This is a genomic window from Paraburkholderia strydomiana, assembly GCF_031456815.1.
Taxonomy (GTDB): Bacteria; Pseudomonadota; Gammaproteobacteria; order Burkholderiales; family Burkholderiaceae; genus Paraburkholderia; species Paraburkholderia caledonica.
Window position 1 is genome coordinate 266,387 of sequence record NZ_JAVDVL010000003.1, and the last position, 13,864, is coordinate 280,250.

At 61.4% G+C, this 13,864-nt stretch carries 13 protein-coding genes; 10 read left to right on the forward strand and 3 right to left on the reverse strand.

Annotated elements, in window-relative coordinates; translation table 11 throughout:
* Position 1 precedes the first annotated feature (1 nt).
* From J2W46_RS10760 to J2W46_RS10780, 5 genes are all read left to right on the forward strand, one after another.
* Positions 2-532: a YfiR family protein gene (locus J2W46_RS10760; protein WP_310069280.1), complete on the forward strand. Its 531-nt coding sequence runs from the start codon at positions 2-4 to the stop codon at positions 530-532.
* A complete protein-coding gene (locus tag J2W46_RS10765; protein WP_310353521.1) occupies positions 529-2,463 on the forward strand; it encodes a putative bifunctional diguanylate cyclase/phosphodiesterase in 1,935 nt (644 codons plus the stop codon). Before J2W46_RS10760 ends, J2W46_RS10765 begins: the two co-directional genes overlap by 4 nt.
* A 90-nt stretch (positions 2,464-2,553) precedes the next feature.
* Positions 2,554-3,006, forward strand: a complete 453-nt coding sequence (locus J2W46_RS10770) for a MarR family winged helix-turn-helix transcriptional regulator (protein ID WP_310353524.1) — start codon at positions 2,554-2,556, stop codon at positions 3,004-3,006.
* Between the two features lie 29 nt (positions 3,007-3,035).
* Positions 3,036-3,599, forward strand: coding sequence for an isochorismatase family protein (locus J2W46_RS10775; RefSeq protein WP_020068307.1), 564 nt, complete (start codon positions 3,036-3,038; stop codon positions 3,597-3,599).
* Positions 3,600-3,651: 52 nt separating this feature from the next.
* Positions 3,652-4,992 (forward strand): MFS transporter, encoded by a 1,341-nt coding sequence (locus J2W46_RS10780; RefSeq protein ID WP_088173395.1) that lies wholly within the window; start codon positions 3,652-3,654, stop codon positions 4,990-4,992.
* Between the two features lie 6 nt (positions 4,993-4,998).
* On the opposite strand, the gene J2W46_RS10785 is transcribed toward J2W46_RS10780, so the two are convergent.
* Complete coding sequence (locus J2W46_RS10785) at positions 4,999-6,522, reverse strand: CoA-acylating methylmalonate-semialdehyde dehydrogenase (protein ID WP_310353527.1); 1,524 nt, start codon at positions 6,520-6,522, stop codon at positions 4,999-5,001.
* 325 nt (positions 6,523-6,847) lie between these two features.
* Here J2W46_RS10785 and J2W46_RS10790 point away from each other — a divergent pair, with 325 nt between their 5' ends.
* Positions 6,848-8,257 carry an MFS transporter gene (locus tag J2W46_RS10790; protein ID WP_020068304.1) on the forward strand — a complete coding sequence of 470 codons (1,410 nt, stop codon included), beginning with the start codon at positions 6,848-6,850 and terminating at the stop codon, positions 8,255-8,257.
* 19 nt (positions 8,258-8,276) lie between these two features.
* Here J2W46_RS10790 and J2W46_RS10795 read toward each other — a convergent pair whose 3' ends face one another.
* The gene (locus tag J2W46_RS10795; protein WP_310353530.1) at positions 8,277-9,347 is read right to left on the reverse strand and encodes a hypothetical protein; all 1,071 of its coding nucleotides are present in this window, start codon (positions 9,345-9,347) and stop codon (positions 8,277-8,279) included.
* A 170-nt stretch (positions 9,348-9,517) separates the two neighbouring features.
* Between J2W46_RS10795 and J2W46_RS10800 the strand changes: the two genes are divergently transcribed.
* Together J2W46_RS10800 and J2W46_RS10805 are read left to right on the forward strand one after the other, a co-directional pair.
* The gene (locus tag J2W46_RS10800; RefSeq protein ID WP_310353533.1) at positions 9,518-10,429 is read left to right on the forward strand and encodes a LysR family transcriptional regulator; all 912 of its coding nucleotides are present in this window, start codon (positions 9,518-9,520) and stop codon (positions 10,427-10,429) included.
* Between the two features lie 132 nt (positions 10,430-10,561).
* Positions 10,562-11,704 carry a DSD1 family PLP-dependent enzyme gene (locus J2W46_RS10805; RefSeq protein WP_288828128.1) on the forward strand — a complete coding sequence of 381 codons (1,143 nt, stop codon included), beginning with the start codon at positions 10,562-10,564 and terminating at the stop codon, positions 11,702-11,704.
* 19 nt (positions 11,705-11,723) lie between these two features.
* Here J2W46_RS10805 and hpaR read toward each other — a convergent pair whose 3' ends face one another.
* Positions 11,724-12,131, reverse strand: a complete 408-nt coding sequence (hpaR, locus tag J2W46_RS10810; RefSeq protein ID WP_020068300.1) for a homoprotocatechuate degradation operon regulator HpaR — start codon at positions 12,129-12,131, stop codon at positions 11,724-11,726.
* A gap of 192 nt (positions 12,132-12,323) precedes the next feature.
* Here hpaR and J2W46_RS10815 point away from each other — a divergent pair, with 192 nt between their 5' ends.
* Both J2W46_RS10815 and J2W46_RS10820 read left to right on the forward strand, forming a co-directional pair.
* Complete coding sequence (locus J2W46_RS10815) at positions 12,324-13,097, forward strand: fumarylacetoacetate hydrolase family protein (RefSeq protein ID WP_310353535.1); 774 nt, start codon at positions 12,324-12,326, stop codon at positions 13,095-13,097.
* Complete coding sequence (locus J2W46_RS10820; protein WP_310353537.1) at positions 13,094-13,852, forward strand: fumarylacetoacetate hydrolase family protein; 759 nt, start codon at positions 13,094-13,096, stop codon at positions 13,850-13,852. Before J2W46_RS10815 ends, J2W46_RS10820 begins: the two co-directional genes overlap by 4 nt.
* The last annotated feature ends 12 nt before the right edge of the window (positions 13,853-13,864 follow it).

Below are 13,864 nucleotides of genomic sequence, written 5' to 3' on the forward strand. Positions count from 1 at the left end.
CATGAATCGCGTTCGCATCAGGACCATAGCGGCGTGTTTCGTGTTCGCGTCGCCTCTGATCGTGCAGACATCAGTCGATGCGCAGGTGGACCTGTCCGCGCTCGAGGCGGCCTACATCTTCAACTTCGCGCAGTTCACCGACTGGCCACCGGGACGTTCGGCGGACAACCTGCTCTCGGTATGCGTGGATCAGGAGAGCCCGCTCGGTCAGGCACTCGCCAAGCTCGACGGCAAGCGTGCGGGCAAACAGGGATGGCGCGTTCGCCCGCTGCCTCGCACGGAAAAAGCCGCCGATTGCCACCTCGTCGTGTTAACCGCAAACACTCCATTGAGCGCGGCAGTCAAGGCGCTGCTGACATCCGACGCGCCCGTCGTGATCGTGAGCGAGGTCGACACCACCGAGCAGGGCTGGGTGATTCGCCTCGTGCGCGACGGCGATCATCTGAAGTTCGATATCAACGTTAGCGAAGCTTCACGCCGGCGCATCACGCTCAGTTCGAAACTCATGCGCCTCGCGAGGACGGTTCTATGAAAAGTTTCTCCGCATGGTCACGGCTTGCATGGCCACGCGAACATGTGAATCTGGTCGGCGTGGCGATCGCGCTGCTCATTTCCAGTGTCGTGCTGCTGATCTATCAGGCGCTTTCGCTGCGCGCGTCGCTGACCGACGACGTCAGCATGCAGGCATCGGTGCTCGCGGAGAATCTGACCGCCTCGGCCATGTTCGGCGACCGCGAGGCGACTGCTGAAATACTAGGCTCGCTTCGCAAGGTTCCGCATGTCGAGAGCGCAACCGTCTATACGCCAGATGGAGAACTCTTCGTGCGCTATGCGCGCCCCGGGCTCCGCCGCGCTGACTACGAAGAAGGCACGCTCGAGAACGTGGGCAACTCGCGCCGTCTTTCACTCGAAGACATCTTCGTCGCGGCGCCCATCATTCATAACGACCGGTTGCTCGGCAGCATCGTCGTCGTAGCAGCAACTGACGCGATAAAAATGCAGCTTGCCCAGTACGGCTGCTTTCTCATTGGCGCGTCGCTGTGTTCGGTATGGATCGCATCGCTCGTCATGAAGCGCATGCGCGAGCGTGTGTCGCGCGCGGAGAAAGACCTCGAATATCTTGCCTCGACCGATCCGCTGACGGATCTGCCGAACCGCCGTGCGTTCTACGATGAACTGAAGATGCGCCTGCACAAGGCAAGCGCCGCCAACAAGCGCGTCGCGCTGATGATGGTGGACCTCGACAACTTCAAGACCGTCAACGATACGCTGGGCCATGGCGCCGGCGATGAACTGCTCAAGCAGGTCGCCGAGGCGTTGCGCAACGTCGTCCGGCCTCACGACCTCGTGAGCCGAATCGGCGGCGACGAATTCGCTATCGTGCTCGGGCCCGATGCAAGCCGCGTTCGCGCACGCGCGACTGCGGGCCGCGTCGCACGCAACCTGTCACGCCCATTTGTTCTGCACGGTATTGAGTCGGCCGTATCGGCAAGCGTAGGCTTCAGCGTTTATCCCGAGGACACCGCCGAAATTGCGGAGCTGGTGAGCAATGCGGACATTGCGCTGTATTCGGCGAAAAGCAGGGGCAAGAGCATTGCCGTCGAGTTTCAGAGCGAGATGACAGCCGAGGCGCAACGGCGCGCGCGCATCGAAGCCGAACTGCGCAAGGCGCTCGAACAGGACGGGCTCGACATCGTCTATCAGCCGCAATTCGACTGCCTTTCCGGCCGGCTGCTCGGCGCGGAGGCGCTGGTCCGCTGGACGCATCCGACGGAAGGCCCCATTTTGCCGGCCGAATTTGTTCCAATTGCGGAAAACAGCGATCTGATCGTCGCGCTTGGCCGCTGGGTCTTGTGGCGCGCTTGCCGCGACGCCGCGAACTGGAATGCCGGCACGAATGCAGGCGTGCATGTGGCCGTGAACATTTCCGCACGCCAACTGCGAACCGAAGGCTTCACGGACGAAGTCTGCACCGCGCTGAAGAAAAGCGGCTTGCCGGCTTCGCTGCTCGAACTCGAACTGACCGAGAGCCAGTTGATGTCCAATATGTCGGTGGGCATTCAGGCAATGCAGGAATTGCGCGCCGCCGGCGTGCGCCTGTCGCTCGACGACTTCGGCACAGGCTACTCGTCGCTGTCATACCTGCAGTCTTTTCCCGTGCACAGCATCAAGATCGACCGCAGTTTCATCTGTCCATTGCCCAATGGCGGTCAGCCCATTGTCACCGCGATCATATCGATGGCGCATAGCTTCGGCCTGCTGGTCGTCGCGGAAGGCGTCGAGTATCCGGCGCAACTCGAATGGCTTTGCGACGCGCGCTGCGATGTGGTTCAAGGCTTCCTGACGGGCCGTCCGATGCGGCTCGAACAATTGCTCGCGATCATTCGCGCGGAAGAAGAGCAGAAAGACACGCGTAGCAGAACGCCGGCCGCGCCGCGGCCGCACCGTGTGCCAACCGCCTGAGAGACTGACGGTCCACTTGACCCGTGCCATATATGAAGGTAGCCTACACAGGTTACCTTCATATATTCGTCTGGCTTTCTGCTGGCACACATGGGCAAGAACGATTCGCCGCTCGACTCCGATTCGCTTCACACACTCGCCGAAGACCTGCGGGTGCTGACCGGCAAGCTGCGTCGCCGTCTGCGCGAAGAGGCGCATCTGGGCGATTTCACTCCCTCGCAGATACAGGTTCTCGGCCTGCTTGAGCGCGACGGCCCCGCAACGGTCACCGAACTCGCGCGCAGCCAGGGCATGCGTCCGCAATCCATGGGCGAGACGCTTTCTGTTTTGAAAGCCGCAGGGCTAGTGAGCGGCGCGCCCGATCCGAACGACGGCCGGCAAACGGTTCTTTCGCTCACGCCCGCCTTCCGCAAGAAGATCAAGGCAAGTCGCGCCGCACGCGAAGACTGGCTGTTTCGCACTATCCAGACGCGCTTTTCGGCAGCCGAGCAGCAGCAACTTGCCGCTGGCGTCGAATTGCTCAAACGCCTGACCGAATCGTAATTCTCACGCAAACCAGAACTGGAGCTCACATGGCACTGACCACGCTCGACGCAAAGACCGCACTGGTGGTGATCGACTTACAGCAAGGCATCGTCGCAATGCCCACCGCTCATCCCACGGCTGAAGTGGTCGCACGCGCGGCCCAATTGGCCCACGCGTTTCGCCGCCACGGCCTGCCCGTCGTGCTCGTGAACGTGGCGGGCGGCGCGCCGGGTCGCGCGGAGCAGGCGCGTCCTACCGGCAATTTCCCCGCGGGTTTTGCCGATCTCGTGCCCGAACTGAACCGGCAGGAGTCAGATCATCTGGTGACGAAACGCACGTGGGGCGCGTTCACGAATACTGATCTCGAAGCGTATCTGCGCGAGCAAGGCGTGACGCAAATCGTGCTGGCGGGTGTGGCGACCAGCGTCGGCGTTGAATCAACCGCGCGTTTCGCCCACGAGCTAGGTCTGAACATCGCGTTTGCTGTCGACGCGATGACCGACCTGCACCTGGACGCTCACACGAACAGCCTCACGCGAATCTTCCCGCGGCTCGGCGAAACGGGCACCACGCAGGAAGTGCTCGACATGCTCGAACAAACGCGCGCATGAGCATGCGCTGCAGGCCAGACACCATCCAGACATTCGTAGGAGATAAATTCCGGTGAGCAGTACGTTCCGTTCGCTGCGCAACTTCAATTACCGTGTGTGGGCGAGTGGTGCGATCGTTTCCAACGTCGGTACATGGATGCAGCGCACCGCGCAGGACTGGCTCGTCCTCACGGAACTCACGCAACACAATGCGACTTCCGTGGGTATCGTGATGTCGCTGCAGTTCGGGCCGCAAATGCTTTTACTGCCGCTCACCGGCTATGCGGCCGATCATTTCGACCGTCGAAAGCTCCTGTTCATCACGCAGGCGGCAATGGGCAGTCTCGCGCTCGGCCTTGGGCTGCTTACGATTACCGGCCTCGTGCAACTCTGGCAGGTCTACGTTTTCGCAGGACTGCTCGGCTGCGTAACCGCATTCGATTCGCCCGCGCGTCAGACCTTCGTGTCGGACCTCGTCGGCGAAAGCGATCTTTCCAATGCGGTCGCGCTGAACTCCACGTCGTTCAATGCCGCGCGAATGATCGGTCCGGCGGTGGCGGGTCTGCTGATCGCGTCGGTCGGAACGGGCTGGGTGTTTCTGATCAACGCGCTCTCGTTTATCGCCGTACTCGGCGCGCTGCGCATGTTGCGTGCTCGCGAGCTACATGCAAAGCCTCGCGCAATGCGCTCGCGTGGCAGCTTCGTGGAAGGTTTCCGCTACGTATGGAAGCGCCCCGATCTGAAGGCGGCGCTGCTCATGCAGTTCCTGATCGGCACGTTCGGCCTTAACTTCCCTATTTTTATTTCGACGATGTCCGTCACCGCATTTCATGCGGGCGCGGGCGAATACGGCGTGTTGAGTTCGACCATGGCGATCGGTTCCGTCACCGGCGCGCTGCTGGCCGCGCGCCGCGCGCAACCGCGCATGGCGTTGCTGCTCGGCGCTGCGGCAGTATTCGGCGTGGGCTGCACGGCAGCTTCGTTGATGCCGAACTATGTGCTCTTCGGCGTGATGCTCGCCTTCATCGGCGTGTCGACGCAAACCTTCAACACGTCCACCAACAGTCTAGTGCAACTCTCCACGGAGCCGGCCATGCGAGGTCGCGTGATCGCGATCCTGCTCGCCATTGCGCTCGGGGGCACTCCGCTTGGCGCGCCCGTGGTCGGCTGGGTCGCGGACCGTTTCGGCCCGCGCTGGGCGCTCGGCGTGGGCGCGGCGTCGGGCTTCGCCGCCGCTCTCGTGGGCTTGCTTTACCTCGTCAAATACAGGGGCTTTCGCGTGTATGTCGACGCGGGACGTCTGCGCTACAGCATTGACGAGCCACGCCAGGCACCGCCTTATGTGAGCCCCGCGATGGCCGTGCAAAACGCAGTCCTGGATGAAGCTGAAGAAGAGTCTTCATCAGGTGTGTAGCGCGAGTTACTTCGCGACCGGCATCGTGAACTCGGCACCCTTTGCGATGCTGTCCGGCCAGCGCTGCATGATGCTCTTGTAACGTGTATAGAATCGCACGCCTTCTTCACCATACGCATGATGATCGCCGAATAGCGACCTCTTCCACCCACCGAACGAGTGCCACGCCATTGGCACCGGAATGGGCACATTGATGCCGACCATACCCACCTGAATTTGCCTACCGAAAGCGCGCGCCACACCGCCGTCCGACGTAAAGAGCGACACGCCGTTACCAAACTCATGCGCGTTGATGAGTTCCACCGCGCTGGCGAAATCGGGCACTCGCACCACGGCCAGCACTGGGCCGAAGATCTCTTCCTTATAGATCTTCATTTGCGTGCCGACATTGTCGAACAGCGTTCCGCCAAAGAAGAAGCCTGCTTCGTTCGCGACCGGATGCGCGCGGCCGTCCACGATGAGCGTCGCGCCCTCTTCTTCGCCCGATGCGATATAGCCCGCGACTTTCGCCTTGTGCTCCGCGGTCACGAGCGGACCCATTTCAGCGTCGAGGTTCTCGCCGTTCTTGATCACGAGCGACTTGACGCGCGGCACCAGCTTTTCGATCAGCTTGTCGGCGACATTACCCACTGCCACCGCCACCGAAATTGCCATGCAACGCTCGCCGGCCGATCCGTATGCCGCGCCGATCAGCGCGTCCACGGCCTGGTCGAGATCGGCGTCGGGCATCACCACGAGGTGATTCTTGGCGCCGCCGAGAGCTTGCACGCGCTTGCCGCGCTTCGAGGCCTCCGTATGGATGTACTCGGCGATCGGAGTCGACCCGACGAACGACAGTGCGGCGACGTCCGGATGTTCGATGAGTGCATCGACGGCCACTTTGTCGCCGTTGACCACATTGAACACGCCGTCCGGCAAACCGGCTTCTTTCAACAGTTCCGCAATGCGCAGCGACGCTGAAGGATCGCGTTCCGACGGTTTCAGCACGAAGGTGTTGCCGCAAGCCAGCGCCACGGGGAACATCCACATGGGCACCATGACCGGGAAATTGAACGGCGTGATGCCCGCGACCACGCCGAGCGGCTGACGCAGATTCCAGTTGTCGATGCCGCCGCCGATCTGGTCGGTGAAATCGGTCTTCAGCAGATTCGGAATGCCGCACGCGAATTCGACCACTTCGATGCCACGCACGACCTCCCCTTGCGCGTCCGTGAACACCTTGCCGTGCTCGCGCGTAATGAGCATCGCGAGTTCGTCGTGGTGCTTGTTGAGCAGTTCTTTGAACTTGAACAGAATGCGTGCTCGCTTGAGCGGCGCGGTTTCGCTCCACGCAACGAAGGCGGCTTTCGCGGATTGCACTGCAGCATCCACTTCCTCAATCGACGCAAGCGCGACCGCCCCTGTCACCTGACCCGTCGCGGGATTGAACACTTCCTTGAAGCGGCCGCTGGTCGGGTCGACCGCAACCCCGCCGATATAGTGGCCGATCTGCTGCACCGAAAGTTTCGCTTGTTCGTTTGCTGCGTTCATTGATTACCTCGGATTCGGGATGTGCCGCGGCATACGGACCGGGCGGACAGACGGATTGGAGTCCGTCAACTGTATCCACGCTGCGTCGCATATTCCCGATACAGCAAAACAGAACCGCGCCTCACTGTATTGTTTTTTGCGCGGCAACTGTGCTGGGCGCACTGCATGTCACCGGCGGCGTTTTGCGTTCTGCGGCATCGCAGCATGCGTTTGCCGCAATCTTGACCCCGTCGTACAAATCCTGGTTGCATAGTTGGCCCGCCGGTCGCCAAATGAGGCAGCCGCAGAAGCTGGTCACCCAAAAAATCAGGTGAGGAGGCGCAACATGACAACGAATGTATCGGTGGATGACCGCAAGCATCGCGGGCAGGCGCGCAAGGCAACCGCCAGTGGCTGGATCGGCTCGGCACTCGAATACTACGATTTCTTCATTTACGCGCAGGCAGCGGCGCTGATCTTTCCTCAGCTGTTTTTTCCGTCCGGCAATCCAAAGATCGCGATCGTCGCCTCACTCGCCACTTACGGTGTGGGTTATGTCGCACGGCCAATCGGTGCGTTCGTGCTCGGACATTGGGGCGACACGCATGGCCGCAAGAACGTTCTGCTGCTCTGCATGTTCCTGATGGGCTTTTCGACGATGGCCGTGGGATTCCTGCCCACCTATCAGCATGTCGGCTTGCTTGCACCGGCGCTGCTCGTTGTGCTTCGTCTGATTCAGGGCTTTGCGGTCGCCGGCGAGATCTCGGGCGCGAGCTCGATGATTCTTGAACATGCGCCATTTGGACGACGCGGCTATTACGCCAGTTTCACGCTGCAAGGCGTGCAGGCCGGACAGATTCTCGCTGCCGCCGTGTTTCTGCCGCTCGCCTATTTCATGGAGGAGAGTTCGTTCAACTCGTGGGGCTGGCGTATTCCATTTCTACTGAGTGCCGTGGTGCTCGTGGCTGGCTATATCATCCGGCGCGAGGTCGAGGAAACGCCCGCTTTCGCTAAAGAAGACGCGAGCGGCGGCGTGCCGAAGTCGCCGATTGCCGAGGCGTTCCGCTACAACTGGGTCGACATGCTGCGTGTGGTGGGCTGCTCGCTGATGAACGTCATTCCCGTGGTTGCGACGATTTTCGGCGCTGCCTATGCGGTGCAGGCCGCGTACGGTATAGGCTTTTCCAAAAGCGTCTATCTATGGATTCCGGTGATCGGCAACATTGTGGCCGTGCTCGTGATCCCGTACGTGGGCAATCTGTCGGACCGGATCGGGCGACGCCTGCCGATCATTGTCGGCGCACTCGGCGCGGGGCTTCTCTCTTTTGCGTACCTCTATGCGATCAGTATCCACAACGTAGCGCTCGCGATCGTCATGTCGATCCTGATGTGGGGCATCGTCTACCAGGGCTATAACGCCACATTCCCGAGCTTCTATCCAGAACTTTTTCCGACCCGCTCGCGCGTCTCCGCGATGGCGATCGGGCAGAACATCGGGACGACGATTACGGCGCTGCTGCCCGCACTATTTGCGTATGTCGCGCCGCCGGGATCGCACAATGTTCCGCTCACGATTGGAGCGATCACGTTCGGCATCACGATCATTGCGGCGGTGACCGCATGGAGCGCGCGGGAGAACTACCGGGTCAAACTGTCCGATCTGGGTCAGCCGGGCGCGGTGCCGCTCGACAAGACCAGCTACGACCGGCTGAGGGCAGAAACAATGGCGGAATCGAAAAAGGCCGTGGCTTCTTAGGCAGAAGAACAATGCGCGTTTAGCGCCATTGCGCAGTCAACTCGTTAGCGAGGACCATTTGCTCGCGCACTCGTTCGATGAAGGCTGCCTCCATACCGCTTTGCGCCTTGAGAAATTTTAGCGCTGCGGAATGTACCGCGCGCATCGACCCGCCGTCTATCGCGCCGATGCGCGCCGCGTTGCGTCGCGTTTCCTCGACCAGATCGCGCGCGCCGCTGAAATCGGGCGACAAGCCGCTCTGCGCCTCGAAGCTCGCTCGCAGACGAGCTGCGTATTCGCGCGACTGCCCAAGCTGGTCCATGTCGATGAGCAGATCGACTCCTTGCCCCATTCGCCACGCGCAAAGAATCCACAGCGCGACGAATGCGCGGTATGCATTATTGCCTTCCGCGCTGCGTGCGTACTGTTCGCAGGCCATTGCGTAGGCGTCGTCGGAAGCCGGCGTGGCGGGCGGCAACTTTACATCGCACATGTCGATAACCTGCTTCACCACGGGTTCCGCACGATTCAATCCAAGCACGCGAAAAGGCGCGGCCACAAAAAACGGATTACGCCACTGCTGGTTGAGGAGCCAGCCAGAAGCAAATTGCGAAGCGGGATTGCGCAACACACCGACATGCATTGCATCGGGAAAGGCGTGTCTGAGCCACGGCAACCTTCCTGAGGACCGGCAGAACTTGAACACCGGCACGCTGCCTTGCCGCGTCGAGTGCTCGCACAAGTTGCGTAAATACGCGTGCAGCGCGGGGAATCCGGCATCCGGCACGTCGCCGAAACGGTCAATGCTGAATTGCCTGCTGTAGCCGGCCACGCCGCGCGCGCCTTCTTGCAGAAAGGGCGTGTACTCGTTGAAGTAAGGGGCATCGAGCGGCGGATGTCCGGAGGTCAGCGTGGGACGGCTTGCGGCAACATCGGCGAGACTCAAATCAGCCAGTACGTTGCTGAGCGGCTCGTAAAATCCGGTTACAGCGTTGAGCGCCCGGAGACGGGACCACACCCAGGTGCCTGCGCTCCGCCACCCGGTGTGCAAAAATACGCCCTGTTTCAGGGCACTTTTCGGCGCGGCGTCGGCCTCATGTGACAACGGCATCGGTGTTCTCGTTAGTGAAAGCGATAGGGAATCATCTGCGCATACTGTAGCGTTTAGAGCTGTCGTCTGCGTTACAGAAGCACCACTTTACCTTTCATCCTGCACCGCCACTGGAAGCGTGCGGACAAACGCATTAAGCTCCAGAGTCCAGGACTGAAAATAGTACCTTCATGAACGATTCCGCCGACATACGCTTCCTGCTGACCATACGCGAAAGCGGCAGCCTCGTCGCCGCGGCGCGAAAGTTGGGGCTGTCACCTTCGGCAATTACGCAGCGTCTGCAACAACTGGAGAAGAAGCTCGGTGCTCAACTGCTCAATCGCAGCGCGCGCCGCCTTCAATTTACCGAGGAAGGTACGCTGCTCTGCGAGCGTGGCGCGGAACTGGTTCAGCAGTTCGATACACTATTCGAAGATCTGCAGATGCGCCGCGGCGGCCTCGTCGGCACATTGAAAGTCAACGCGCCGCTCGGTTTCGGGCGGCGTTACGTGGCGCCCGCGATTGCCGGCTTTCAGCAACAGCATCCGGATATCGACGTCGCGTTGACGCTGTCGGACCAGCCGCTCATGGAAACGGCTGAACGCTTCGACATCGTCGTGCATATCGGCGACCTGCCGATATCCAACCGCGTGGGTTACACGATCGCCCCGAACGCGCGCTTCGTATGCGCGGCGCCCGCGCTCGTCAAGCGTATCGGCGCGCCCGAGTCGCCCGACGACCTCGCCGGGATGCCCTGTATCGTGCTTCGCGAGAATAACGAAGACGTCACCCTCTGGCAGTTTAGCCGCGGCCGCACACGCCGCAGCGTACGCGTTTCATCGCACTTGATCTGCAACGACGGCGACGTGATCCGTCAATGGGCATGCGAAGGCCGCGGCGTGATCCTGCGCTCCGAATGGGACGTGGCGGACGACATCGCGAAAGGAAGGCTCGTGCGCCTGCTGCCCGCGTGGAAAACTCCGGACGCGAACGTCATCGCGCTCACCCATCAACGTGCTGGCTTGCCCGCGCGTACACGAATTTTCATGCAGCACTTGCAGGCGAGATTCCGGCCGCTGCCGCCGTGGCGAATCTCGCATTAAGCCAGACTGAATCTATGAATTCGATCCGCTGAAGTTTCGCGCCGCATGCCGACTTTATAATTGGCACCTGGTGTCCCGCTCCCACGGGCTTGAGCCGTATCCTCCAAATCCCGCCCATTTCCCGGTGAAAGCATGAAACTCGAACAGATCGAAACGCCCGCGGCCCTGATCGACATCGGCCGGATGCAAAAGAACATTGCGCGCATGCAGGCGCATATGAACACGCTCGGCGTCGCGTTCCGTCCGCATGTAAAGACCACCAAATGTATCGACGTCGTGCGGGCGCAAATTGCGGCCGGCGCGCGCGGCATCACTGTCTCCACGCTAAAGGAAGCCGAAGCGTTCCATGCGGCCGGCGTGAATGACATTCTTTACGCAGTCAGCATCGCGCCTTCGAAACTGCCGCGAGCCTTGGCGCTGCGCCGCCAGGGCTGCAATCTCAAGCTGGTGGTGGACAACCCGACCGCGGCAGCGGCCATCGCCGCGTTCGGCGATCAACACGGCGCAACGTTCGAGGTATGGATCGAAGTAGACACCGACGGGCACCGCTCCGGTATCACGCCGGAGCACGAGAGCTTGCTCGACGTCGGCCGGATTCTGCACGAGAACGGCATGACCGTCGGCGGCGTCATGACGCACGCGGGCTCCAGTTACGAACTCGACACGCCAGAAGCGCTTGCCGCGCTGGCGGAACAGGAGCGCGCCGGCTGTGTTCGCGCGGCGCAGCGCTTGCGCGAGGCTGGCATCCCTTGCCCGCAGGTCAGTGTCGGCTCCACGCCCACGGCGCTCGCGGCCACACAGCTGGATGGCGTGACCGAGGTGCGGGCGGGCGTCTATGTATTCTTCGATCTCGTCATGCACAACGTCGGCGTTTGTGCGCTCGAGGACATTGCGCTGAGCGTGCTGGCCACTGTTATCGGTCATCAGCCCGAGAAAGGCTGGGCCATACTCGACGCCGGATGGATGGCTTTTAGCCGCGATCGCGGCACGTCGAAGCAGGCGCACGATTTCGGCTATGGTCAGCCGTGTCTGCTCAACGGCACGCCGCTTGCCGGTTACGTGGTGAGCGGCGCGAACCAGGAACACGGCATTCTTTCACCGATCGAAGAAGGCGCGCACGAAGCTAACGGAGACATTACGCAACGCTTTCCGATCGGCATGAAACTGCGCATTCTGCCCAACCACGCGTGCGCGACCGGCGCGCAGTTCCCCGAGTACTACGCCGTTGCGCCAGACGGCCAGAGCACGCCCTGGATGCGTTTTCAGGGCTGGTAAGCAACGCCGCGTGCCCCGCTCAGTCGTCTTCTTCCTCGAGACCGGCCAGCAGATCGTCCACGGCGCGATAAACCCGCTCGACGATCTCCGGCCCCACCTTGCGCTCCAGCTCCCGATAGTGCGCCTCCAGATCCTTCGAGATCACGCGCACCAGCTCGACGCTCGTGTCGGTTAGCGACACGAGCACGCGGCGCTGATCTTCCGCGAAACGCTCCTTCGTCACCAGTTCCATGCTCTCCATGCGTGCGAGCACGCCTGCCATGCTCGGGCTCGAAATCGTGCAGATGTCGGAGATATGGCGCGGCTCCATCGGGCCGTGCTCGTTGAGCGCGCGAATCACGCGCCATTGCTGCTCAGTCAAACCATGCGCGGTAATCAATGGGCGAAAACGCTCCATCATTTTTTCTCGGGCGCGCAGCAACAGCATCGGCAGATTGCGGTGCAAAACTCGTGTGGAAGCGGACGAAGACATAGTGGACGATGGTTGGAAGCAGCCGTCGAAGCTTAAGGGAAAACCCGCGATCAGCCGACTGGCTATTGACCCTGGATCATATCAAGCGCAATACTACTAACATGTTAGTGTTTATGCCAAGTATCTATCCAGAGGCACTGTCAGGTCATGTTTGCACTTGCCGATCATCTGCTGCACCCTGAAGGCGACGCGCTGCCTCGCGATGTCGACGCGCATGCCGCAGCGGCGTTACTCGCGCGCGGCATCGCCTGCCGTCCGCCGGTTAGCGGCGCGATTTACGGAACATTGCTCAATGACCGTGCGGCGCTAGAAGCGCTAGGCGATGCAATGCACGCAGCGCCGTACAAATCACCGCCGAAAGCGCCGGTTCTTTATCTGAAGCCGCGCAACACGCTCGCGGGGCATCGCGCGCAAATTGTCATACCCGACGATACACCGGGCGTCGAAGTAGGCGCGTCTCTCGGCATCGTGATTGGGCGCACCGCAACGCAGGTTAGCGTGGAGCGCGCGTTCGATTACATCGCGGGCTATACGGTCGTGGCCGATCTCAGCGTGCCGCATGCGAGTGTCTATCGACCGTCGGTGCGCTTTCGCGCCCGCGACGGCTTCTGTGTGGTCGGACCCGCGGTTGTTGCGGCGCGCCATGTTGCGAATCCCGACGATCTGGCCATCGCGGTGTCGTTGAACGGTGCCGGTGCTTTCGCGGCCAGTACCGCTTCGTCGGTACGCGGTGTGGCGCGACTGCTTGCCGACGTCACCGAATTCATGACGCTCGCGGCGGGCGACGTCATCACGCTCGGCGTTCCGCATGGCTCGCCCATTGCCCACGTCGGCGACGCGGCGACCCTTTCGATCGGCGCGCTGCCGACGCTTCACGTGTCGTTCACCGGCCCAAAAGAATTAGACGGAGAACAGCCATGATGCGCGGCCGTGTTGCATTTGCCGGAGCGATTCACGAAGCCTATCCGCATCCACAAGGCGTGCTGCTTGCAGACGGACGCGTGTGTCGCGAAGATCAGGTCGTCTGGCTCGCGCCCATTGAAGTCGGCACCATCTTCGCGCTCGGCTTGAATTACGCCGAGCACGCGAAAGAGTTGCAATTCAACAAGCAGGAAGAGCCGCTCGTCTTCCTCAAAGGACCGGGCACGGTTCTAGGTCATTGGGGCTTTACGCGCCGCCCGGCCGACGTCGCCTTCATGCACTACGAGTGCGAACTTGCTGTCGTAATAGGCCAGGGAGCGCGCCATGTGACGCGCGACAATGCGATGCAACACGTGGCCGGCTATACGATCGCCAACGACTACGCGATCCGCGACTACCTCGAAAACTATTACCGCCCCAACCTGCGCGTGAAGAATCGCGACGGCGGCACGGTGCTCGGCCCTTGGTTCGTCGACGCCGCCGACATTGAAGACGTCACGCAACTGGAGTTGCGCACGTTCGTCAACGGCACGCTGCAACAGCGCGGCAATACGCGTGATCTCGTGACCGATATTCCCGCGTTAATCGAATATCTCAGCAGCTTCATGACGCTCGCACCCGGCGACGTGATCCTCACAGGTACGCCCGAGGGTATTGTCAATGTGAACGCGGGAGACGAAGTGGTGTGCGAGATAGACGGCCTTGGCCGTCTCGTCAATACGATTGCATCCGACGCGGACTTCGGCCGCGCCTGACCGCCAGAAAAA